Genomic DNA, 24,439 nt, shown 5'->3' with positions numbered 1-24,439 from the left:
TTTACACACTCGTCAATTATAGCATAATTACCGCTAATGGACAAGATTAGGCGAACAAAGCCTTGGCAAAGTCTTCCGCCACGAAAGGACGCAGATCCTCCACGCCTTCGCCCACGCCAATCCATTTCACCGGCATGGACAGCTGGCTCTTGATACCGATGACCACACCGCCCTTGGCCGTGCCATCCAGCTTAGTCAGTACCACACCGGAAATCGGCGCCGCCTTGGTGAAGAGCTCGGCCTGGCTGATGGCATTCTGGCCTGTAGTGGCATCCAGCACCAACAGTGTCTCATGGGGTGCCCCCTTGATTTCCCGGCCAATGACGCGGTTGATCTTCTCCAGCTCCTGCATGAGGTTGGACTTGTTCTGCAGGCGGCCGGCCGTGTCGATGATCAGCATATCGATCTTGCGGGCCACGGCAGCTTTTACTGCATCATAGGCCACAGCCGCCGGGTCAGAGCCTTCCTCATGCTTGATGAGCTGGGCGCCGCTGCGCTGTGCCCAGACTTCCAGCTGGTCGATAGCGGCAGCGCGGAAGGTATCGGCAGCCGCCAGCATGACGCTCTTGCCCTGCTCCCTGTAATAGGAAGCCAACTTGCCGATGGTCGTGGTCTTACCGGCGCCATTTACGCCGATGACCAGCATGACCGTAGGGCCGTTCTCCGCCGTGCGGGTGGTATCCTCACCGGCATTGAGGATTTCGGCAATTTCCTTTTGCAGGAAGGGCTTCAGATCCTCAGGGGAATTGATTTCTTTCTTCTTGATGCCCTTGCGCACCGCCGTCATGAGCTTATCCGTGGTCTGCACGCCCACATCGGCCATAATCAAGGTTTCTTCGAGCTCATCGAGAAAATCCTCGTCGATATCCGCATAGCCGATGACCAATTTCTCAATCTTGTTGGTCAGATTCTCCCGTGTCTTGTTCAAGCCTTTTTTCAGTTTGTCAAAAAATCCCATAGTCAAAACTCCTTATTCTACTTCGTCTATCTTCACCGACAAAATCTTCGATACGCCGGCATCTTCAATCGTCACGCCGTAGAGGGTATCCACGGCTTCCATGGTGCCCTTACGATGGGTGACCACGATAAACTGGGTGTTCTCCGCAAATTCCTTGAGGAAGCTGCCAAAGCGCACCACATTGGCTTCATCCAAAGGCGCGTCGATTTCGTCCAATACCGAAAATGGCGACGGACGATAGCGCAGGAAGGAAAAGAGCAGGGCGATAACCGTCAGCGCACGCTCGCCGCCGGACAGGGCCGAGAGGTTCTGCCGTTTCTTCTGTGGCAGTGTCACGAGGATATCCACCCCGGCATTCAGTACATCGTCCTTATCCGTCAGCTGCAATTCGGCCTTGCCGCCACCGAAGAGACGCACAAAGATCTCCCCGAAATACACCTGGATCTGGGCAAAGGCCTCCTTGAACTGCTTGGTCATGGCCTCATCCATATCGGCCAGGATCTTTTCCAAGTCCTCCTTGGCCGTATTCAGATCTCCTGCCTGTTTCTCCATAAAGTCATGGCGCTTCTGCAGTTCCTCGAATTCCTCCAGGGCATTGGGATTGACGGGGCCCAGTTCCTTGAGCTTACGTTCCAGCTGCTGCATATTGGCCTTGATTTCGGCAGGTTCACCCTCCATGGCTTCTTCTGCCGCCCGTTCGGGTGTCAGGCCGTATTCGGCCAAAATGGTTTCCTGCAGGGATTCCAGCTTCATGTCCAGCTTGTTCTGGGCAATCTCATGACTCTGGATCGCATCCTGCAGGCGGTTGCGCTGCTGAGCAGCCACTGTGGCCTGCTTGTCTGCCTCCTGGGAGGCTTCCAGCTTGTCCATGCGTTCCTTATAGATATCGTCATGGGCAGCCTGTCCCTCATCGTAGCTGTCCTGCCACTCATGCTGCTGTGCATCCAGGACTTTCAGCCGATCAACGCTGTCCACAAGGCTGGCATCCAGATCGCGTTCCTCCTGCTCATTGGCCTTCAAGGCCTCTTCGCTGGCGGTCTTGGCTTTAGCCCGCAGCTGCAGGAACTGGGTATTGCCCAGGATCTCCTGTTCCAAAGCTGCCCGCTTGATTTCCCGGTCGTTGATATAACGGCGCAAGTCTTCGGCATCCTGCACCAGATCTTCCAGCTTTTCCCGAGCTTTTTCCAAATCCTTATCCAGCTCCTGATAGCGGCCTTCGGCTTCTGCCGCCGCCCGCTTGGCCAGGACTTTCTTCTCCTGCATTCTGGCAAAGCTTTTCTGGAAAGTCTGCAAGGCTTCTTCGATGGCTGCAACCTTGGTCTGCTGTTCCGTCAGATTCTGACCGGCGGCCTGCAGATTGGTTTCGAGCTCTGCCTGGGAAATGCGCTGCTGCTGCAGGTTGTCCTGCAATTGCTGCATATCATGTTCCAATGCCTGCAACTGTTGTGTCCGCTCATCCCGCAAGGCTGTAAGCTTCCGGCTTTCAGCCTGCAAGGACGTGATTTTTCCCTTTAGATCCTCGATTTCACCGCTGCGATTCAGGAAGCTGGCCTCCGCATGCTGGCGGCTGCCACCTGAGAGCGAGCCGCCGGGATTCAGCAGTTCCCCGGAAAGCGTTACGATGCGCAAGCGCTGTTCATGATCACGGGCAATCTTCAAAGCATTGTCCAGATTATCCACAACCAATGTACGGGCCAACAGGAAGTCAATGGCCTTCTGATAGCAACTGTCCGCCCGGACCAAGGTATTGGCCCAGCCGATGACACCAGCATCCCTGCCTTCCCGGATGCTTTGGGACTGACGCACTACCAGCGTAGACAAAGGCAGGAAGGTCACACGCCCCTGCCGCTCCCTTTTAAGGAAGCTGATGGCTGCCTTGGCCGTATCCGTATCCTGGGTGACCACATTCTGCAAGTTGCCGCCCAGGGCCACTTCGATGGCCGTCACGTAGTCACGGGGCACATCGATGAGCTCGGCCACGGCACCAGCTACGCCCTTGCGCCAGCTTTCCTGGGATTTCAGCACGGCCTTTACTGCCTTGCCAAAGCCCTCATAGGCCTGTTGCATCCGCGTGAGGAATTGCAATTTATTCTCCGCCGTATGCAGCTGCTGGCTGTTATGGTTCAACTCCCGCAGGATCTGTGCCTGTTCTGCTTCGGCATTTTTTCTATGGGCGGCAGTCTGCTGCCACTTCTCTTCATCCGCCTTGAAGCTGACTGTTATCTGCTGCAGCTTCTTCTGCCAAACATCCTGTGCATCTTCTAAATCCGCCAGTTTTTCCCTGGCCTGATACAGTTCATCCTCCCGGCTCTCCTGATCGCCCTCGCTGTTTTCCAGATCACGCTGGGCCAAGGCGTATTCCTGCTTGCGAGCATTCCAAACCTCAAGCTGTTGTGCCCTTTCTTCTTCCAGCTCACGTTCCGCCTGTTCCTGCTCCCGAATCAACTGAGAGAATTTCTTTTGCTTGGCCTGTTCTTTAACCAGCAGTTCATCCAACAGCGCCAGATCCTGTTTCTGCTGCTGATGGTCAGATGTCAGCTGGGCAATCTCCGCCACCATCCGGGCGATCTCGCTGTTCAGGGATTTACGCCGCTCCAGGATACGATTGCGCATCTCATCGCTCTGATCCTGCCGTTCCTGCAACTTGGCCATTTCCCTGGCAGCTTCTTCCATCTTCTGCCGCAGGGATTCATTCCTCGCCGCCTGTGCCTGCAGCTTCTGCTCCAGATCGATGATATCCTTATGAAGTTTTTCCTTCTCTGCTGCCAGCGCCTGCACATGAGTGTCAGCCGCCAGCAGTTCATCCCGGAACTTAGTCAGCTTCGCTTCGTTGTCGGCCCGCTTTCCCGCTTCCTGCCCATAGTCAAAGGACAATTTTGCCAGCTTGCAGCGCCGATATTCCTCGTTGAGTCCATTGTAGATCCGCGTCTTTTCCGCATGGCGGGACAAGGGCTCCAGCTGGTTTTCAATCTCATGGATGATGTCCTGCACGCGCACGAGGTTGTTTTCCGTATCCGTAAGTTTCCGCACGGACTCCCGCTTGCGGTTGCGGTACTTGGTGATGCCCGCCGTTTCCTCGAAGAATGCCCGGCGGTCCTCGGGACGGCTGTTCAGAATATCGTCAATGCGATTCTGCCCGATGATGCTCATGCCATCATGGCCAATGCCCGTATCGGCAAAAAGATTGTAGATATCCTTCAACCGGCAGCGGGAACGGTTGATATAGAACTCACTGTCCCCATTGCGATAGAGCCGGCGCGTCACTACCACTTCCCGGAAATCCACAGGCAAAGTGCCATCATTGGCAAAGAACAGGGACACCTCAGCCACACCTAGTGCCTTACGGGACGCCGATCCCGTGAAGATGATATCCTCCGCCTTGGTGCCGCGCAGGTTGCGGACATTCTGCTCCCCCAGCACCCAGCGGATGGCATCGGTGATATTGCTCTTGCCGCTGCCATTTGGTCCCACGATTGCCGTTATGCCCTGGTCAAAATCTATGGTTATCTTATCTGCAAAAGACTTAAAGCCATAAGCCTCCAAGCGTTTTAACTGCAAACTTTACACCTCATTTGTCACGTTACACATACCATATATCATAGCATATTTACTGACGTTGCGAAACCACGCAGCCACAATAATTGCCGCCATCAGCCTGAGGGGTCAAAAAAAGGGCAGTGACCGGATGATCTCTCATTGTCACTGCCCTTTCAGCATATATATTCAGTTGGGATCAAATTGGTGAACGGCATTTTCCAGCAGGGCGTCGCGGCGTTTCTTGCTGGCCGCAAAGTAATCATACACGGCCTGACGATCCTGCTGTTCGCAGGCGGTGATGACCTGACCGATAATCTCCTGCAGGGTTCTGAGGTTTGCCGCAATGGCCTTGCCATTGGTCATACAGATATCCGCCCACATATCGGCGTTGGATGACGCTATGCGCGTCGTATCCTTGAAGCCGCCGCCAATCAGCTTGATGCAGGATTCCATATCGCCGCCGGACTGATTGAGCAGCGTGACCAACGCCGCCGCCGCCACATGGGGCACATGGCTGATGACGGAAGCGCAACGGTCATGCTTGGCAATATCCAGGGTAGTGAAATTGGCGCCCGTATGCTGCAATATGCGCATCAGCTTGTCATGGGCTTCCTGGGGTGCTCCGGTGTCTTCCACGATCACATAGGCCTTGCCCACAAACAGGTCCTTCTTGGCCGCTTCCACGCCGCTCTTTTCCCGGCCGGTCATGGGATGCCCCGCGATGTAGTAGATATCCTCCGGCAATATCTTTTGCAGATGCTGCCAGATGTACTGCTTGGTGCTGCCAGCATCCGTCAGTATCGCCCCTTTTTTGAGGTAAGGCAGGATCTTTTCCACCATGGGCACAATCTGGAGCACCGGCGGGCTTAGGAATACAATATCGGCGTTGCCCACCACGGACTCGATATCCGCCGAGGCAAAATCCACCGCCCCCAATTCCACAGCCTTATCCATGGATGCCTGGGTACGGCAGAGCCCCGTAATATAGATATCCTCCCCCAGCTTATCCTTGAGGCAAAGGCCCAATGAGCCGCCAATCAAACCTACGCCGATAATGGCCAAGGTTAGTCTCTCCTGTTTCATAAGCTTATACCGTACGCTCCATAACGGCAGCAATCTTGCCCAATTCCTCCATCAGGCGGTTGAAATTCTTGGGTGTCAGGCTCTGGTCGCCATCGGACAGGGCCACTTCCGGATGGGGATGAACTTCGATGATCAGGCCGTCACAGCCGGCAGCCACAGCCGCACGGGCCATGGGCTGCACCATCTGCCAGCGGCCCGTGCCATGGCTCGGATCGACGATGATGGGCAGATGGGAAAGTTCCTTGACCGCAGCTACGGCACTCAAGTCCAGCGTATTGCGGGTAAAGGTCTCATAGGTGCGAATGCCGCGCTCACAGAGAATGACCTGCTCATTGCCGCCTGCCATGATGTACTCGGCAGCGTTGAGCCATTCGCTGATGGTGGCCGACAGACCGCGCTTGAGCATGACCGGTTTATCCGCCTTGCCCAGAGCCTTCAGCAGCTGGAAGTTCTGCATATTGCGGGCACCCACCTGATAGAGGTCAGCGTACTGGCCCACCAGCTCCAGATCGTCCTTGTCCACGATTTCCGTCACAACTTTGAGACCAACTTCATCGGCCACCTGACGGAGCATCTTGAGGCCGTCTTCAGCCAGGCCCTGGAAGTCATAAGGGCTCGTACGGGGCTTAAAGGCACCGCCGCGCAGGAACTGGGCACCGCCAGCCTTGACGGCCTGGGCGGCCTCTCTGAGCTGCTCAATGCTCTCCACGGAACAGGGACCTGCCATCACCACAATCTGCTGGCCGCCGACCTTCACACCGCCCACGTCCACGATGGTATCTTCGGGATGAAAATGGCGGCTGACCAATTTATATTTTTCGGTAATGCGGACGGTCTTTTCCACACCGTCCATCATGTTCATTTCCAGATTCGCGATTTTCTTCTTATCGCCTATAACGCCTACGATGGTTACTTCCTCACCTTCCGAGATATGCGTCCTCAAGCCGGCGGATTCCACCTTCTTGACGACTTTCTCCAAATTTTCTTTCGTTGCACTGGGGCTCATTACGATAATCATGTCCATTCCTCCATAATAACATAATCAAGTCAAAGTTCAAACAGAAAAAGCCCGCCCCCTCACAGGGACGAGCTGTTATACCCGTGGTACCACCCTGCTTGCCAGTTGCAAGCCTCTCTTTTCGGATACATGCATATCCTAGCCTCTGATAACGGTGGCATTCCGGCGCGGCCTACTAAATCCAAATGATTTTTCAACCGGCTGCTCGGGAGTGTATTTCAAAGGTTCCCTCTATGGCGTTGCACCAACCCGCCACTCTCTGGAAGATTTCTGCCTCTTACTTCTCTCCGTCTTTGCATTTTCTCTCGTTGTTTGATACTATATCAGTTTATCACCATATTGTCAACTGTTAAACGAAAAAATGTACAGTTTTTCCATTATGAGTGAACTTTTATTTCAAACTTTTACCATAGCGATTTCATCGCAGTTGGGGAACTTGGGACAATCAATGCATTCCTTCCAGACCTTATGGGGCAGTTCCTCCTTGTTGATGACCTCAAAGCCCAACGCTTTGAAAAACTCCGGCTGATAGGTCAGCGTGAAATACTTCTCGATGCCTAAAGACTCCCCATCCTCCAACAAACGGCGGACAATCTCGGCCCCGATGCCCCGGCGGCGCTTATGCGGCGAGACCGCCATGGTACGCACCTCCGCCAATCTGTCCCAGATCACATGGAGGCCGCCTACGCCAGCCAAAGTGCCATCGTCATCAATGGCCACCACCATATCCCGCAAGGTCTCATAAAGGGTATTGCGGGAACGGGCCAGCATTACGCCCTGCTTAGCGTAATCCGCCACCAGTTCATATATTGCCTCCACATCGGCAAATGTTGCTTTCCGATAAATCATGCTCTCATCTCATTCCGTATAAATTGCTAATACCTGCCTGATGCCCCTCCCCAAAAAAGGGGGACTTAATTTGCAGCAGGACAGACTTCTGCCAGCGGGCATTCGTCGCATAGGGGCTTGCGGGCCTTGCAGACATTCCGTCCATGCCAGATCATCCAGTGATGGGCCGCCGACCATTTTTCCTTGGGAATGGCCTTCATCAGCCCCTGTTCCACCACTAAGGGAGTATCCCCTGTAGCCAGTTTCAGCCGATTAGCCACGCGGAACACATGGGTATCCACGGCAATGGCAGGCGCACCAAAGCCCACGCTCATGACCACATTGGCCGTCTTGCGCCCCACGCCGGGCAGTTCCTGCAATTTCTGGAAATCCGCCGGCACCTCGCCGCCATACTGCTCACAGAGGATCTGACAGGTGGCCATGATGTTCTTAGCCTTATTGCGGAACAGTCCGCAATCCCGGATTTCCTCTTCCAGAGCGCCAAGGCCCATCTCTAAGATGGCCGCAGGTGTGGCCGCTTTCTGGAACAATCTTGCCGTGGTGACATTCACCCGCTTGTCCGTACATTGGGCGGAAAGGATCACCGCAATCAGCAGTTCAAAGGGATTGCGGAAAATCAGGGCAGGCTTAGTATCTTTGTAGACTTCCCCTAAAATGCGTATCTGCTCTTCCTTAATTTTTTTCGTAACACGCATAATGCTCTCCTAAAACAAAGAGGCTATTTGCATAGCCTCTTAAAATTTAGTTTGTCAGGCTCCGAATCGGTGCCGGAATGCGGCCGCCGCGGGCGATGAAGGCCGCGGAGCTGTACTGGTTGCGCACCGGTACGATTGGGCAGTAGCCTAAGAGGCCGCCGAATTCTACCATTTCCCCGACCTTCTTGCCCGGTACAGGGATGACGCGCACAGCCGTGGTCTTGTTGTTGATCATGCCAATGGCTGCTTCATCGGCGATAATGCCGGAAATCGTAGCCGCACTGGTGTCGCCTTCGATGGCAATCATATCGAGGCCTACGGAGCAGACACAAGTCATGGCTTCGAGTTTTTCCAGGGACAGGCTGCCAACCTTGATGGCATTGATCATGCCCTCGTCCTCGCTGACGGGGATAAAGGCACCGGAGAGGCCGCCAACATGGGAAGAAGCCATGAGGCCACCCTTTTTCACGGCGTCATTGAGCAGGGCCAAAGCGGCCGTAGTACCCGGAGCACCGCAGGACTCAATGCCCATCTCTTCGATGATGCGGGCCACACTGTCGCCGACGGCCGGCGTCGGGGCCAAGGACAGGTCGATAATGCCGAAGGGCACCCCCAGACGCTTGGATGCTTCCCGGGCCACCAGCTGGCCTACGCGGGTAATCTTGAAGGCCGTCTTCTTGATGGTTTCGGCCACTTCCGTGAAGTCTGCGCCTTTCTTGGCTTCCAGAGCATGCTTGACCACGCCCGGGCCGCTGACGCCGACGCTGACCACCTTGTCCGCTTCGCTGACACCATGGAAGGCACCAGCCATAAAAGGATTATCCCCCGGGGCGTTGCAGAAGACAACGAGCTTGGCACAGCCCAGCGCATCATTATCCCGCGTGAGTTCTGCTGTGCGCTTGATGACCTCACCCATTTCCCGCACGCAGTCCATGTTGATGCCGGTCTTGGTAGAACCAAGGTTTACCGAAGAGCAGACCACATCGGTGGTAGCCAGTGCCTGGGGAATGGAGTTGATCAGGATGCGGTCACCATTGGTGAAGCCTTTTTCCACGAGAGCGGAGAAACCACCAATAAAGTTGACGCCGATTTCCTTGGCAGCCTTGTCCATAGCCTCAGCTACCGGCACATAGGTATCCGTCTTGCAAGAATCCGCTGCAATGGCAATCGGCGTTACCGAAACGCGCTTATGGATGATGGGAATACCATATTCCGATTCAATATCCTCACCAGTCTTTACCAGGAATTCTGCCGACTTGGTGATCTTATCATACACATTGCGGCAGAACTGGTCGATATTGGGATGTGCACAGTCCCGCAGGGAAATACCCATGGTAATGGTACGCACGTCCAATTTGTTCTCGGTGATCATCTCATTGGTTTCAATGATATCGTCTATGCTAAACAAAAAAATTTCCTCCTATAGGCAATCAATCGGCCAAACAGTCAACAGTCAAATCAGATATTGTGCATGACATTGAAGATATCGGCATGCTGAGCCTTGATATCCACATTGATTTCCTGACCGCTTTCCTTGAGCTTCTTCTGCAGGTCCACCAGCTTGATCTTGCTGCTGCTGATTTCAGCAATCAGGATCATGTTGAAATAACCATCGAGGATGTTCTGGTTGATAGACAGAATGTTGACATTGTTCTCGGCTAAGATCTGACTGACCATGGCGATAATACCTACGCGGTCTTTGCCTACTACAGTTACTACAAGTTTCATTTACACATTTCTCCTTAATCATATAAACTCACTCGCCCATTGTGTAAACATAGAACAATGTGTCAACACAAATTAGCTTTAAAAAACTACTTTTTCATTATAACCCAATTGGACAAATTTTGCCATAGGCAAAATAGACAAATTATTCGTCCTCACGCTGATGCGAACTTAAACGCATTTTGTTACAGCTCAATGGGGCGGCGGTGGGAATACTTTTTCGCCGCTTCACTAAATGACCCGCCAGCAGAAGTACGCATCTTCCAGTAACCTGCGACGGTCTTGCCCGGCGCCATCTGGCTAAACAGCTCTAAAATTGCCGAGAGGGTCGTTTTAGCGGAAACAGAAAAAGTACTTCCCCGTGAACCCCTGACTGCGCATGAACGGAATACCTTCAGCACGAACGCCCCCACAAACTGCAATTGAAAAAGCCCGCTTCATCAACGGACTTTTTTCTGCTTACAGTAAATTTTTCGGATGCATGGAGCGCACATAGGCACCCACGTATTCCGGTGCTTCTTTTCCGTATTTTTCCAACAGCTTCACGATGGCCGAACCGACAATCACGCCGTCGGCAATCTTGGCCATCTTCTTGGACTGATCGGGATTGGCGATACCAAAGCCGATAGCACAGGGCACATCCGTGACCTTGCGGATGGCTTCCACCATTTCCGCCAGATTCGTCGTGATTTCCTTGCGCACGCCCGTAACCCCAAGACTGCTGACCACATAGATAAAACCTGTTGCCTCCTTGGCAATCATGGCAATGCGCTCATGGGATGTCGGCGCAATCATGGAAATCAGATCCACGCCGTATTTTTCGCTGAGGCTGGCAAATTCTTCCTTTTCTTCATAGGGCAGGTCCGGCAGGATCAGGCCATCAATGCCGACTTCCTGACATTTGGCGAAGAAATCTTCCCCGCCATAGGAGAATACCACATTGGCATAGGTCATAAAGACCAGCGGAATCTTTACATCCTGCCGCAATTCCTTGACCATCTTGAATATCTTATTGGTCGTGACGCCATTCTTGAGCGCCCCCAACGTGGAACGCTGGATTACCGGGCCTTCCGCTGTAGGATCGGAGAACGGGATGCCCAGCTCAATCAGGTCCGCGCCGTTCTCCACGGCCGCGCGGATAGCCGCCTTGCTGGTCTCCATATCCGGGAAACCGCAGGTAAAAAAGGGAATAAAGGCTTTGCCGTTCTTGAATGCGTTTGCGATATTACTCATGGATATCCTCCCCCCGATAGCGGGCAATGGCGGCGCAGTCCTTGTCGCCCCGGCCAGATACAGTTACAACGATGATCTTGTCCTTATCCATCTTCGGTGCCAGCTTCATGGCATAGGCAATGGCATGGCTGGACTCGATGGCAGGAATGATGCCCTCCATGCGGGACAGATATTCAAAAGCATCCACCGCTTCGTCATCGGTGACAGCTACATACTCAGCACGGCCGATATCGTGCAGATGGGCATGTTCCGGTCCTACACCGGGGTAATCAAGCCCGGCGGAAATGGAATACACCGGCGCAATCTGACCGTTTTCATCCTGACAGAAATAAGACTTCATGCCATGGAAGATACCCAGGCGACCCGTATTGATGGTGGCTGCCGTCTCAAAGGTATCGATGCCACGGCCGGCGGCTTCGCAGCCGATCAGCTTGACTTCTTTATCTTCAATAAAATGATAGAAACTGCCAATGGCGTTGGAACCGCCGCCCACGCAGGCCATGACCACATCGGGCAGACGGCCTTCCTTCGCCAGCATCTGGCTCTTGATTTCCTGGGAAATCACCGCCTGGAAATCCCGGACAATCGTTGGGAACGGATGGGGCCCCATTACAGAGCCTAAGCAATAATGGGTATCGCTGATGCGGGTGGTCCATTCCCGCATAGCCTCGGATACTGCGTCCTTGAGGGTTGCCGTGCCGGAAGTGACGGGCACTACCTTGGCACCCAACAGGCGCATGCGGTAAACATTGAGGGCCTGACGCTCCGTATCCTCCTTGCCCATGAAGACCACGCATTCCATGCCCATCAGCGCTGCTGCCGTAGCCGTGGCCACACCATGCTGGCCTGCACCGGTTTCAGCAATCAGTCGCGTCTTGCCCATCTTCTTGGCCAGCAGGGCCTGCCCCAGGACATTGTTGATCTTATGCGCACCGGTATGATTGAGATCCTCACGTTTGAGATAGATTTTGGCCCCGCCCAGATCTTTGGACATTTTCTCGGCATAGTACAAACGGGAAGGTCTGCCCGCATAGTCATTCAGCAGTTCTGTCAGTTCCTTCTGGAATTCCGGATCATTTTTATAGTGATTGTAAGCTTCTTCCAGTTCAATGATGGCATTCATAAGCGTTTCAGGAATGTACTGCCCACCATGAATACCAAAGCGTCCCTGTGGATTCGTCATTGCAAATTCTCCCTTCGTCTATCAGCAGCGGCATAGAAATCCGCCAGCATCGCATTCTTATCTGCACTGCGCATCAGTGCTTCGCCCACCAGTATGGCATCCGCACCCATGGCCTTGGCCCGCTGCACATCAGCAGCCGACTTCACGCCGCTTTCTGATACGAACAGCACCTCAGGCGGCACCATGCTCCGCAGCCGCCCGCTGCTTTCGATATCCACGGAAAAATCCTTGAGATTGCGGTTATTGACGCCGATGATCTCGGCTCCGGCTTTCAGGGCGCTTTCGATTTCCCATTCATCATGAGCTTCCACCAGCGCCGACAGTCCTACGTCGGCTGCCACGGCCATATATTCCTTGATGCGTTCCGTTTCCAGCAAGGAGCAGATCAGCAGCACGGCCGAAGCCCCCAGCACCTTAGCTTCATAAATCATGTATTCGTCAATGGTGAAATCCTTGCGCAGGCAGGGCGTCTGTACTGCTGCCGTAATCTCCTGCAGATAACGGTCACTGCCCAAAAACTCGCTGGGTTCTGTCAGCACCGAAATGGCATCGGCACCAGCCGCCTCATAATCCTTGGCAATCTCTAAATAAGGAAAATGCGGCGCAATCAACCCTTTGGAGGGCGATGCCTTCTTGCATTCGCAGATAAAGGACAGATCCTTATGGGCTAGTGCCCGTTTGAACGGGAACTCACCCTTAGGCAGGGACTCCGCTTCCCGCCGCACCTGCGCCAGCGGCTTCTGACCTTTGGCGGCGGCCACCCTCTCGGCAGCATGAGCTGCTAATCGTTCCAATACGTTCATGCCACAGCCTCCGCCTGATTGCTGACTTCAATTAGTTTTTCCAATGTCTGCATGGCCTTGCCAGAGTCGATCAGCTCAGCTGCCAGTTCGATCCCACCTGCCAGTGTTTCAGCCTTGCCATTGATATAGAGGGCCGCGCCGGCATTCAGCAGCACCGCATTGCGCTTATGGCCCTTCTCGCCCTGCAGGATACTGCGGGTGATTGCCGCATTTTCCTGGGGATTGCCGCCCTTGAGGTCATCTTTCATGCAGCGTTCCATGCCGAAATCCTCGGGCTTGATGGTATAAGCCTTCACCCAGCCATCCCGGATCTCACAGACTGCCGTAGGTGCCGACAGGGAAATCTCATCTAATTTATTCTTGCCATAGACCACCATGCCCCGCTTCACGCCCAAGCTGCTGAGCACATGCGCCAGCGGCGCCACAAGGTATTCATCATAGACGCCCAACAGCTGACGGGTGGGGCTGCCCGGATTGGTCAGGGGTCCTAAGATGTTGAACACCGTGCGCACCCCCAGTTCCTTGCGGATAGCACCTACATATTTCATAGACGCATGATATTTCTGGGCAAAGAAGAAGCACATGCCCACTTCCTGCAGGAGCTTCTTGCACATTTCCGGGCTCTGCTGGATATTGACTCCCAAAGCCTCGAGGCAATCTGCGGTGCCGCATTTGGAGGATGCAGCGCGGTTGCCGTGCTTGGCCACCTTGACGCCGCCGGCAGCCGCCACAATGCTGGCCGTCGTGGAGATATTGAAGCTCTGGCTATGGTCGCCGCCGGTGCCTACGATATCGCAGATATCCATGCCCGTATCCACCTTCAGCGCATGGTCACGCATGGCCGCAGCACAGCCGGCAATCTCCTCGGTGGTCTCTGCCCGGGCACTCTTGGTGGACAGTGCCGCCAGAAAAGCTGCATTCTGGGTGGGGGAAGTCTCCCCGCTCATGATCTCATTCATCACGGCATAGGCCTCATCATAGGTCAGATCCTCTTTGTCCACAATCTTCATAATAGCTTCTTCAATCATTTTGCCTGCTCCCTTCTCACTGCTGTTCTGCCGCATGTCCGTACAATATAAAACGTCCCTGACAGAACTATCCATTCTATCAAGGACGAACAAGTGCTATACACTATCCGCGGTGCCACCTTGGATTCACGGAACCCCCGTGCGCTTTGCAGGATACAAACATATCCCCGGAAACTGACGCGTTCCTCACGTTGCAGAATACTCTGATCTGACAAGTCAAATCATTTGACTGCACCCTCCGCGGTCCATTTGACAGTTCGTTTCTTGCCTGACTCTCAGCCACGCAGGCTCTCTGTAAAGACGTAGCCGCCGTTATCTCCGCTTCATCGGTTTCGGTTTTGTTATTGTTTGATTTCGAAATTGATGTTAGCTTATCACTTATCACCACGCATGTCAAGATATTTTTCGTAAATCTGTAAAATTTATCCATTTTACAATTCCATCTGTTTCCTGTATAGAAACAATATTTGTTTTTGCCCTTGCTTTTATAAAAAATTAGGGGTAAAATAAAGTGAAATACCTATCACATGTAACATTGTAAGTTTATTTCTTTTAGGAGGTACTCCATGGAAGCAAATCGCGTGTATAACTTTAATCCCGGCCCGGCTACACTGCCGTTATCCGTACTCAAGGAAGCTCAGGCAGAGTTCCTGAACTTCGGCGAAAGCGGCATGTCCATTCTGGAAATCAGCCATCGGGCTAAGCCTTATGCTGCTGTCCATGCTCAGGCTAAAGCCGATATCAAGGAACTGATGGGGCTCGGTGACGATTATGAAGTCCTGTTCTGCCAGGGCGGTGCCAGCCAGCAGTTCGCTATGATTCCCCTGAACTTTGCCAGCAAAGAACATCCCGGCAATTATGTGCTGTCCGGCAGCTTTGCTTCCAAGGCCTATAAAGAGGCGGAACTCTTAGGCGTGGGCGAGATTGCTGCTTCCAGCAAGGATCGTGACTTCAAGCATATTCCCATCCAGGAAGAGCTGAAGATCAACCCGGAAGCCGCCTATCTGCACCTTTGCTATAACAATACCATCTATGGTACGGAATACCATTATATCCCGGAAACCAATGGCGTTCCCCTCTTTGCGGATATGTCCTCGGATATGCTCTCCCGCCCGCTGGATTTCAAGAAATTCGACTTCATCTATGCCGGCGTGCAGAAAAACCTCGGCCCGGCCGGCGTAGTGCTGGTGGTGGCCAAGAAAGAACTGCTGGCCACGAGCCCCAAGACGCTGCCGACCATGTTCCGTTACAGCACCTTCCTGGAAAAGGATTCCCTCTACAATACGCCGCCGGCATTCTGCATCTACATGGTGGGCAAGGTTGCCGCCTGGATCAAAGCTCAGGGAGGCCTTGAAGAAATGGCCAAACGCAACGAGAAGAAGGCTGCTGTGGTCTACAACGCCATCGACAGCTCTGACGGCTTCTATCGCGGCCATGCCGACAAAGACAGCCGTTCCTTCATGAATGTGACCTTCCGTCTGCCCAGCGAAGAACTCGAAGCAAAATTCGTGAAAGAAGCTCTGGAACAGGGCCTCAGCGGTGTCAAGGGCCATCGCAGCGTCGGCGGCATGCGCGCTTCCATCTACAACGCCATGCCCTATGAAGGCGCTGAAAAACTCGCCCAGTTCATGGACAAATTCCGCAAGGAAAATGCATAAATTACATTTTTTCACCACCAGTGGTAGACATCCACGACTAAGAGTGTTACAATGTTAACATAAGACGTGCAATGAAGCCGCATACATATTCCTTCAAGGATTGTATGCGGCTTTATGTGTTGATGTGATGATAAAAGATTGGGAGGTTTTTCTATGTCAGAAAAGAAACACAACAGCCTTGACCGGCTGGGAATTTGGATCATCGGGGCCACTGTGCTTGGTGCCGCCGCAGGCTTGGTATTGGGTAAGGATGCCCATATGCTGGCCCCGTTGGGCAATCTCTTCATGCAGCTCATCAAGATGGTAGTCGTGCCCTTGGTGCTCTTCTCCCTGATTGGCGGCGCTGCCTCCCTGGGAAAATCCAGCAGTGCGGGCAAGATTGGCCTGCTGACCTTTGGCTATTACGGCATTACCACAGCCGTGGCCGTTGCGCTCGGTTTGGCCGCCAGTGAGATCTTCCAGCCGGGGCGGGGCATCGAGATGACCACTTTGTCAGAAGCTGCCATCCATGTGGACCATATGGAAGAAAGCACGAAGATCCCGGGCTTCTGGGAAACGGTAACGGGCTTTGTCCCCACCAACCCATTCCAGGCGCTGGTGGACGGCAACATCCTGCAGATCATCGTCTTTGCTCTGTTCATGGGCTTTGCCGCCACTTATCTGGAAGATCACAAGAAAAACTATGTACTGAATTTCTTCAACTACCTGACGGAATTATTCATCAAGGTCATGACGGGCATCATGTATGTGGCTCCCATCGGCGTCTTCTGCCTGATGGCTGATGCCACGGGCACCTTCGGCTACGAAGTGCTCACCAAGATTCTCTATCTAATCCTTCTCTACGTATTGGTGCTGGCCATCGTCACCTATGGCATGATTGGCGGCTCTGTGGCCATGTTCTCCCGCTGCACCACTTACAAGCAGTTCTTCCAAAGCATGTGGAAAGTACAGGTCTTTGCCTTCTCCACGGCTTCCTCCATTGCCACGCTGCCCCTGAACATGAACACGGCCACCACGGAACTGGGTGTGTCCAAGGAGACCACGTCCTTTGCCCTGCCCCTGGGCGCCACCATCAATATGAACGGCAATGCCGCTTATTATGCCATGGCCGCCACTTTCATCGCCCAGATGTATGGCATGGAATTATCCCTGCCGCAGTACATTGCCATCATCATCACCAGTACCCTGGGGGCCGTTGGTCAGGCCGGTGTGCCCGGACCGACGCTTCTGGTGGTAGCTGTGCTGGTATCTGCCGGCATTCCCATCGATGCCCTGCCCATCCTCTTCGGCGTGGACAGAATTTTTGACATGCTGCGCACTGCCGTCAACATCACCGGCGATGCCGCCTGCGCTACCATTGTGGACAGATTCCGGGAAATTCAGGCTGTTGATGAGCAGGCTGCCCTGACAGACAGTCTCCCGGAAACCTAAAGTTTTCCCTAGTCCCATAGAATAAAAAGGGTGCTGCACGAGTTTCCCACTCCTGCAGCACCCTTATTTTTTTACTCGTTTACTTTCACCACCGGCGGCAATACTTCCAGCCAGTAGCCATCCGGATTTACGATGAAATAGATCCCCATGGCCTCATTTTCATAGCAGATGCAGCCCATGTCCGCATGCTTTTTATGCACAGCATCGAATTCATCGGTCCGGAAAGCCAGATGGAATTCGTTGTCCCCCAGATTATAGGGCTCCTTACGATCTGCCAGCCAGGTCAGTTCCAGCTTATGATCGCTGCCCTCTTCATCCCCCAGGTAAACGATGATAAAGCCCTCGCCATTGATACGGCGCACTTCCGTAAGTCCCAAAGCTTCCTTATAGAACTTCATGCTGCGCTCCAGATCCAGCACATTCAGATTGTTATGGTCAAACTTAATCATTTTACAGACTCTCCCTTCAATATCTTCTCATTATATTTCTGCAGCAGCCAGTTGATGATCTTATCCGCCGCCGGTGTCAACAGCATCCAGCTGAGCACGATAAGATTGACGCTGACTGCGCCGACAGCAATATCGCTAACCCAATGGGCACCTGACATCACACGGGGCAGAGAGAAGAACAATACCACTGCCAGCCCCGCCATAAAAGTACGCCAGCCAAAATAACGCAACATATAGAAGCAGAAGATGATCAGGCACATGCCATGATCCCCCGGAAAACTGGAACCAGACCAATCCTTGGCAGGCCAGCCAGTCAGCTCCGACACTCTGAGCACAGGCACCCCAAGTTCTGTAAAAAACTTAGTGGGGCTGGGACGCTCCACATTCCAAGCCAGGTCAAACTGCTTACCAATCACGGCAGTCAGCAGTATAACCATCCCCATCGCCATCATCCAGCGCCGGCCAGCCTTGTCCATTTTCCGGTAATGCCAGCCAAAAATCCCTAGCATGGTCAAAAAACTAATGGTGTCAAAAAAGCGTAAATTGGTAAAGGCTGTAAAATAGCGAAAAGTCATATTTTCGCCCAACAGTCCATTAAAGAAGAAAAACACCTGACTGTCCAGCGCCGGCCAGAAGCCCTGCATCTCCGGACCATACACAGAGCTGCTCCAGCTATAGAAAAGCCCTGCTCCCAACAAATTACATACAATAAGCAAAACAATTCGTTTCGTTCTCAACATCTCCCATCAATAAAATTCTCCCCATTACACTTTACCCTGTCCAATCAATTGTGTCAATGTTTCCTCTATAAAATAAAAGTGACAGGAACCGTACCACAGTACAATTCCTGCCACCATGCAGCTCTGCGCTTAGTCTATAACCTTGTTGGCCCGCATCACATTCTTGACACTTTCTGCACTCTTCTGCAAGAGTTCCAGTTCATCAGCCGGCAGATTCAGCGGGATGCGCTTTTCTACGCCATTTTTGCCGATGATGCTGGGCAGAGACAAGGCCACATCATTCAGGCCATATTCACCATTGAAGGGCGTCGATACCGGCAGTACAGCATGTTCATCAAACAGGACTGCCTTGGCCAGACGGCAGGCTCCCATGGCAATGCCTGTATTGGTCCAGCCCTTGGACTGCAGCACATCATAGGCCGTATTGACGACTTCCTGAGCGATTTCCTCGCGGTCCAATTCTTTTTCATGGTCATAGAACTCATCGAGACTGTCCAAAGGCACGCCGCCAATATTCACGGTACTCCAGGCCGGGAAGGCGGAATTGCCATGCTCACCGAGCATATAACCCTGCACATCGGAAGCATCCACATGGTAATGTCTGCCGATGATGCTCTTGAGGCGCATGGTTTCCAGCGTGGTGCCTGTACCGAACAGACGGCCCAGTGGATAGCCAAATTCCGTAGCGGCCACATAAGTCGTGATATCCAGGGGATTGGTGATCATGATGAAGACAGCCTCTCGGGTATACTTGGTAACCTCTTTCATTACATCACGAATAACTGTAATGTTTTCCTTGGCCAGTGTGAGTCTGTCCATCTTCTGTCCCGGCAGGATGCTGGGGCCGGCGTCACAGATGATCACATCAGCGTCCGCACATTCCTCGAAGCCGCCGGAATGGACATGAATCCCCGGTACATAGCTGCAGGACAGCGAATGCACGGCATCCAGCGCCTCGCCATGAGCGACTCCCGGCTTGATGTCAATGCAGGCAATATCAGCTGCCAGCTGGCAGGCGATGGCCCGGGCTAAAACCGCAGAACCTACATGACCTAATCCTATGATTGCTAATTTGTGTGGCTTAAACACTGTAACATATCCCCTTTATCTAAAGTTTTCCTGTAAATTACATTTACAGTTTTACAGTATACACCTATTGTCAACAATTTACAACATAGTAAATAAAAATCACATTTTTGTAATCGGATTTTACTTCTTGCAATTTTCTTTCTCTCTCTCATCATTTTGTGCTATAATTACAGATTATATACAGAAAATGGAGACACTGATATGAAAAAGAATTGCCCCACCTATAAGAATTATGTGGAAATCCTCAAGCGTGAACTCGTGCCGGCAATGGGCTGCACGGAACCCATCGCCATCGCCTACTGCGCCGCCAAAGCCCGGGCGGCGCTTGGCCAGTTGCCGGATAAAGTCACCATCGCCGCCAGCGGCAACATCATCAAGAACGTAAAGAGCGTCATCGTTCCCAATACGGGAGGCCGCAAGGGCATCGAAGCCGCTGCCGCCATCGGCATCGTAGCCGGCGATGAGACAGCAGGGTTAGAAGTCATCGCCCATGCCCAGGAAGCTGACAAAGCCAGACTCGGTGATTATCTTGCCCATACGGAAATCAACGTAGAATTTGCCCAGTCCGAACACGTACTGGACATCATCGTCAAGGTCAGTAAGGGCACGGACAATGCCGAAGTCCAGGTAGTCAATGAGCACACCAATATCGTCAAGATTGTCCGTAATGGCGAAATCCTGTTGGAAAAGGAAATCGTCCCGGTCGTTGATAACGGCAAGCCGGACTACGAATGCCTGACCATTGAAGATATCTATGACTTTGCCATGACCTGTGACCTTGAGGATGTCCGTGCCATCCTTGACCGGCAGATTGCCTATAACACGGCGATTGCCGACGAGGGGCTGAAAAATGATTACGGAGCCAATATCGGCAAGACGCTTTTGAAGGCCTATGGCAATGCTGTGCACATCCGCGCCCGGGCCAGGGCGGCTGCCGGTTCCGATGCCCGCATGAACGGCTGCGAACTGCCTGTGGTCATCAATTCCGGCAGCGGCAACCAGGGCATGACCGTATCCCTGCCCGTCATCGAGTATGCAAAGGAATTGGGCGCCGATAAGGAAAAGCTCTACCGCGCCCTGCTGCTGGCCAATCTCGTCACCCTCCACGAAAAGGAAGGCATCGGCCGCCTGTCCGCCTATTGCGGTGCCGTCAGCGCCGGAGCAGGTGCTGGCGCCGGCATCGCCTGGCTCTGCAGCGGTGACTACAAGACCGTCATCCATACCATCGTCAACGCCCTGGCCATCACATCCGGCATCGTCTGCGACGGTGCCAAAGCCTCCTGCGCCGCCAAGATTTCGGCTGCTGTGGATGCCGGCATCCTGGGCTTTGAGATGTACCGCAATGGCCAGCAGTTCTACGGCGGTGATGGCCTCGTCGAAAAAGGCGTGGAAAACACCATCCGCAACATCAGCCGCCTGGGCCGCATCGGCATGAAGGAAACCGACAAGGAAATCATCAGCATGATGATTGGCAAATAAAGGCAAAAAAATAAGAGTGCAGCAAATGCTGCACTCTTTTAGTTTATCCGTCAGTCGGACTTAGTAGGAAGCTACTGCATCCAGAGCCTTGACGCCATAGGATTTTTCCATATGGACAGCCTGGCCGCCCGTGAAGATCACGAGGCAGACATCAGACGGAGCATTAGCCTTGACATAATCGAGGTCAACTTCCATGAGCTTGTCGCCCTTCTTGACCTGCTGGCCCTGTTCCACGAACACTTCGAAGCCCTGACCGCCGAGTTTCACGGTATCAACGCCGAAGTGGATCAAGAATTCCGTACCGTCAGCGGCCTTCATGCCGATGGCATGCTTCGTGTCGAAGACGAACATGACTTCGGCATCACAGGGAGCCACTACATGGCCGTCAGCCGGAGCGATGAAGAAGCCGTCGCCCATCATCTTGCCAGCGAAAGCTGCATCCGGAGCTTCCGTGATAGCATGAGCCGTACCAGCAACCGGAGCATAGAACACGTTGTCGCCATGAGCAGCCACTGGAGCTTCAGCCTGAACCTCTGCCGTTTCTTCTACGACCGGAGCATCTGCTTCTGCTTCAACTTCCGGAGCCGTAGCCAGATATTCTTCGAGGTTGGATTTGATGACCGCAACCTTCGGGCCATAGATAACCTGTACGCCGGTGCCCTTGACGATTACGCCGGAAGCACCCGTAGCCTTCAGGAGTTTCTGGTCAACCAGAGCAGAATCTGCCACAGAGCAACGCAGGCGGGTTGCGCAGCAGTCCACGGACGTGATGTTGCGCTTGCTGCCCAGTGCGCGGGCAATGGTCTGACTCAGTTCATCAGCGCTGCCGCTTTCACCCTTGGCACCAGCCTTGCGGGCATTGACGTCAGCCTTGGTGTAGAGCTTCGTTTCTTCATCATCATCCTCGCGGCCCGGCGTCTTGAAGTCGAACTTCTTGATCAGGAAAGAGAATGCGAAGTAATACAGGAAGAAGTAGATGATACCAACCGGGATGATCAGCATCCAGCTGGTCTTGTCATTACCCTGCAGGATACCGAAGATGAAGAGGTCGAGCAGACCACCAGAGAAGGTCAGACCTACGGCGATATTCAGGATATGGGCAATCATGTAAGCTGCACCGGCCAGGATAACCTGCACACCGAAGAGCAGCGGAGCAACAAACAGGAAAGAGAACTCGATCGGTTCCGTGATACCGGTCAGCATGGAAGTCAGCGCTGCAGACAGCAGGAGACCGCCGGCAACCTTCTTCTTTTCCGGACGTGCGCAGCGGTACATAGCCAGAGCAGCACCGGGCAGACCGAAGATCATGAAGATGAACTCACCGGAGAAATAACGGGTAGCGTCAGCACTGAAGTGTGCGACATTCGGGGAAGCCAGCTGAGCAAAGAAGATGTTCTGACCACCCTGAACCAGCTGGCCATCGATCATCATGCTGCCGCCCACACCCGTCTGCCAGAACGGCAGATAGAATACATGGTGCAGACCGAACGGGATCAGCGCACGTTTCACGATACCGAAAATCAACGTACCGATATACCCCGTGCCCGTAACGACATTGCCAAGACCGAAGATGATATCCTGGGCAATCGGCCAGATGAAGGTCATGGCAATACCCACGAACAGGAAAGCTACCGTGGATACGATAGGAATAAAGCGGGAGCCGCCGAAGAATGACAGGGCATCCGGCAATACAATCTTATAATAGCGGTTGTGCAGGATGGCAACGCCGATACCAACGATGATACCGCCGAATACGCCCATCTGCAGGGACATGATACCACAGCTGGAAGCAATGGTACCTTCGAGCACGCCCGGTGCAATGGAACCGTCAGCCAGGATCTTGCCCGTGAGCTGCAGCATTGCATTACAGGAAACATGCATAACGAAGAAGGAAATCATGGCAGCCAGAGCAGCTACTTCCTTCTCAGCTTTGGCCATACCGATGGCAACGCCCACGGCGAAGATGATCGGCAAATTGCCAAAGATGGTGCCGCCTGCCGCGCTCATAACCGTGAGCAGGGAATGGAGCACCGTGCCATCACCGAAGATGGCTTCCAGTCCATAGGTCTTGATGGTCGTCGGGTTCGTGAACGACGCGCCAAGGCCTAACAAAAGACCGGCAATCGGCAGAACTGCAACCGGCAGCATGAAACTGCGGCCAACGCGTTGCAGCACGCTAAAAATTTCGTCTTTCAATTAGACACATCCTCTCTTGGTCCAAATAAAAAAAGCCTTCATCTGCCATTTTACCTGAGTACCACAGCAGACAAACGCTTCTCCACCGGACCTGACATAAAATATTCACCCGCGTTATTATATCATAGTTATGGAGAATACATCAAGTTATTTTTCGTGTTTATGCAATTTTTCAGTATATTTATGATAATCCCATGCCAAAAAGTCCCTGTGATTTTGCACCAAAGCAAAACCACAGGGACTTCTTTATTCATAGTCAAACATAGTTGAGCACGGCTTTTTCCATGACACAGCGATGTATGATTCCGCTGCGATTGGATTCGCCCATCTTTTTCGCAATGGCCGATACGTGTTTTTTCACTGTTGCTTCTGCACAGATAAGCTTGTCCGCAATCTGACGGTTGGACATCCCCCGACAGATCAGCGCCGTGATCTCGCGTTCCCGTTCTGTCAGCCCGAATCGTTCCCGGAGCACCCTGCGCGCATAAGCACCACGCTCACTCTGCGGGTGGAACTCATACATCCGGCGCATGATCATAGGTTCAAGCAGACGCATACAGAACAATTCTTTATCTGTAAAATTGCCGCTCTCCTTGCGGCGCAAAAGCCAGAACTTGCCTAACAGCAACCCCTTGTGCACCATGAAAATCTTGCAGGCATAACTCATGCCCAATTCATCATGCACGAGCCTGCCAATATCCGTCTGAGACAGGAATGTATCATTAAACATATCCGAATCCCGGAAGACAATGGATTTCTTCTGCCACTCCAACGCACAATAGACGCTGGATTTATGTGCCAATTCTGCCGCCCGTTCAATCAAGATTCTATCCGGTACCACCGCAGCCTTAGTATATGCTATCGGTTCCAGACAATGTTTCTCGTTCTGATCATTTTTTACGACATAGGATATCCCGCAGTCAAATGGTGCCATCTCACTGATAACCTCGAACACCGTTTCACGGAACTCGTCTACAGAAGCCATCATGATCATGGTCGCCCCTCTGGTCATCTGCCAGCACTCATCCTCATTCAATTGTAGCACGCAACAACCTGCCTTTCTTGGGGAAATAATAATTTACACATACCTATCATCCATAACACACCCGCTATTATACAACGAAAAAGCAGGTCTTACAAGACCTGCTTTCCTAATAAATATAATTCCTTTACCTGCAAAGCTTCCCCACTCTTGAAGGTATGTATGTGTGTCATCACTTCCCCAAGTGACATGAATTATTATACGAGGGATTGCTATGTCATACAATACTCCCTAAGGGGAATC

20 protein-coding genes and 1 other annotated feature are annotated in these 24,439 nt (G+C 52.9%); of the genes, 3 read left to right on the top strand and 17 right to left on the bottom strand.

Features of this window, described 5'->3' with window-relative positions:
- Window positions 1-46 precede the first annotated feature (46 nt).
- The 12 genes from ftsY to trpD all read right to left on the bottom strand — a co-directional run bounded on the left by ftsY (window position 47) and on the right by trpD (window position 14,112).
- Window positions 47-958, bottom strand: a complete 912-nt coding sequence (gene ftsY / locus SELR_RS05210; protein ID WP_014424156.1) for a signal recognition particle-docking protein FtsY — start codon at window positions 956-958, stop codon at window positions 47-49.
- A 12-nt stretch (window positions 959-970) separates the two neighbouring features.
- Entirely contained in the window at window positions 971-4,516 is a 3,546-nt protein-coding gene (smc, locus tag SELR_RS05205; protein ID WP_014424155.1) for a chromosome segregation protein SMC, read from the bottom strand.
- 165 nt (window positions 4,517-4,681) lie between these two features.
- On the bottom strand, window positions 4,682-5,578 hold the full coding sequence (locus tag SELR_RS05200) for a prephenate dehydrogenase (RefSeq protein WP_014424154.1): 897 nt from the start codon (window positions 5,576-5,578) through the stop codon (window positions 4,682-4,684).
- Window positions 5,579-5,582: 4 nt separating this feature from the next.
- The gene (gene aroF, locus SELR_RS05195) at window positions 5,583-6,596 is read right to left on the bottom strand and encodes a 3-deoxy-7-phosphoheptulonate synthase (RefSeq protein ID WP_014424153.1); all 1,014 of its coding nucleotides are present in this window, start codon (window positions 6,594-6,596) and stop codon (window positions 5,583-5,585) included.
- Window positions 6,597-6,656: 60 nt separating this feature from the next.
- Window positions 6,657-6,899, bottom strand: a binding site (T-box leader).
- Between the two features lie 93 nt (window positions 6,900-6,992).
- Window positions 6,993-7,445: an N-acetyltransferase gene (locus SELR_RS05190; protein ID WP_014424152.1), complete on the bottom strand. Its 453-nt coding sequence runs from the start codon at window positions 7,443-7,445 to the stop codon at window positions 6,993-6,995.
- 65 nt (window positions 7,446-7,510) lie between these two features.
- Complete coding sequence (nth, locus tag SELR_RS05185) at window positions 7,511-8,140, bottom strand: endonuclease III (protein ID WP_014424151.1); 630 nt, start codon at window positions 8,138-8,140, stop codon at window positions 7,511-7,513.
- Window positions 8,141-8,186: 46 nt separating this feature from the next.
- Entirely contained in the window at window positions 8,187-9,548 is a 1,362-nt protein-coding gene (locus tag SELR_RS05180) for a PFL family protein (protein WP_014424150.1), read from the bottom strand.
- Window positions 9,549-9,598: 50 nt separating this feature from the next.
- Window positions 9,599-9,868, bottom strand: coding sequence for an ACT domain-containing protein (locus SELR_RS05175; protein WP_014424149.1), 270 nt, complete (start codon window positions 9,866-9,868; stop codon window positions 9,599-9,601).
- A gap of 456 nt (window positions 9,869-10,324) precedes the next feature.
- Window positions 10,325-11,098, bottom strand: a complete 774-nt coding sequence (trpA, locus tag SELR_RS05170) for a tryptophan synthase subunit alpha (protein ID WP_014424147.1) — start codon at window positions 11,096-11,098, stop codon at window positions 10,325-10,327.
- Window positions 11,091-12,281: a tryptophan synthase subunit beta gene (gene trpB, locus SELR_RS05165; protein WP_014424146.1), complete on the bottom strand. Its 1,191-nt coding sequence runs from the start codon at window positions 12,279-12,281 to the stop codon at window positions 11,091-11,093. The genes trpA and trpB overlap by 8 nt, the downstream gene beginning before the upstream one ends.
- Window positions 12,278-13,084 carry an indole-3-glycerol phosphate synthase TrpC gene (gene trpC / locus SELR_RS05160; RefSeq protein WP_014424145.1) on the bottom strand — a complete coding sequence of 269 codons (807 nt, stop codon included), beginning with the start codon at window positions 13,082-13,084 and terminating at the stop codon, window positions 12,278-12,280. Before trpC ends, trpB begins: the two co-directional genes overlap by 4 nt.
- Complete coding sequence (gene trpD / locus SELR_RS05155; RefSeq protein ID WP_014424144.1) at window positions 13,081-14,112, bottom strand: anthranilate phosphoribosyltransferase; 1,032 nt, start codon at window positions 14,110-14,112, stop codon at window positions 13,081-13,083. Before trpD ends, trpC begins: the two co-directional genes overlap by 4 nt.
- A gap of 566 nt (window positions 14,113-14,678) precedes the next feature.
- Here trpD and serC point away from each other — a divergent pair.
- Both serC and SELR_RS05145 read left to right on the top strand, forming a co-directional pair.
- Complete coding sequence (serC, locus tag SELR_RS05150) at window positions 14,679-15,770, top strand: 3-phosphoserine/phosphohydroxythreonine transaminase (protein WP_014424143.1); 1,092 nt, start codon at window positions 14,679-14,681, stop codon at window positions 15,768-15,770.
- 153 nt (window positions 15,771-15,923) lie between these two features.
- Window positions 15,924-17,201 carry a dicarboxylate/amino acid:cation symporter gene (locus SELR_RS05145; protein ID WP_014424142.1) on the top strand — a complete coding sequence of 426 codons (1,278 nt, stop codon included), beginning with the start codon at window positions 15,924-15,926 and terminating at the stop codon, window positions 17,199-17,201.
- 71 nt (window positions 17,202-17,272) lie between these two features.
- On the opposite strand, the gene SELR_RS05140 is transcribed toward SELR_RS05145, so the two are convergent.
- The 3 genes from SELR_RS05140 to SELR_RS05130 form a co-directional block, all read right to left on the bottom strand.
- On the bottom strand, window positions 17,273-17,650 hold the full coding sequence (locus SELR_RS05140) for a VOC family protein (protein ID WP_014424141.1): 378 nt from the start codon (window positions 17,648-17,650) through the stop codon (window positions 17,273-17,275).
- Window positions 17,647-18,309 (bottom strand): phosphatase PAP2 family protein, encoded by a 663-nt coding sequence (locus SELR_RS05135; RefSeq protein ID WP_014424140.1) that lies wholly within the window; start codon window positions 18,307-18,309, stop codon window positions 17,647-17,649. The genes SELR_RS05140 and SELR_RS05135 overlap by 4 nt, the downstream gene beginning before the upstream one ends.
- Window positions 18,310-18,519: 210 nt before the next feature.
- A complete protein-coding gene (locus SELR_RS05130; RefSeq protein ID WP_014424139.1) occupies window positions 18,520-19,479 on the bottom strand; it encodes an L-lactate dehydrogenase in 960 nt (319 codons plus the stop codon).
- Window positions 19,480-19,680: 201 nt separating this feature from the next.
- On the opposite strand from SELR_RS05130, the gene SELR_RS05125 reads away from it, so the two are divergent.
- A complete protein-coding gene (locus SELR_RS05125; protein ID WP_014424138.1) occupies window positions 19,681-20,958 on the top strand; it encodes an L-cysteine desulfidase family protein in 1,278 nt (425 codons plus the stop codon).
- Between the two features lie 60 nt (window positions 20,959-21,018).
- On the opposite strand, the gene SELR_RS18250 is transcribed toward SELR_RS05125, so the two are convergent.
- Both SELR_RS18250 and SELR_RS05115 read right to left on the bottom strand, forming a co-directional pair.
- Window positions 21,019-23,154 carry a PTS sugar transporter subunit IIABC gene (locus tag SELR_RS18250; protein WP_014424137.1) on the bottom strand — a complete coding sequence of 712 codons (2,136 nt, stop codon included), beginning with the start codon at window positions 23,152-23,154 and terminating at the stop codon, window positions 21,019-21,021.
- Window positions 23,155-23,410: 256 nt separating this feature from the next.
- On the bottom strand, window positions 23,411-24,199 hold the full coding sequence (locus SELR_RS05115) for a response regulator transcription factor (protein ID WP_014424136.1): 789 nt from the start codon (window positions 24,197-24,199) through the stop codon (window positions 23,411-23,413).
- Between the last annotated feature and the right edge of the window lie 240 nt (window positions 24,200-24,439).

Origin of the sequence: Selenomonas ruminantium subsp. lactilytica TAM6421, from assembly GCF_000284095.1 — a bacterium.
In the GTDB taxonomy this organism is placed as follows: domain Bacteria; phylum Bacillota; class Negativicutes; order Selenomonadales; family Selenomonadaceae; genus Selenomonas_A; species Selenomonas_A lactilytica.
This window is presented reverse-complemented; position numbering and strand designations above follow the sequence as displayed.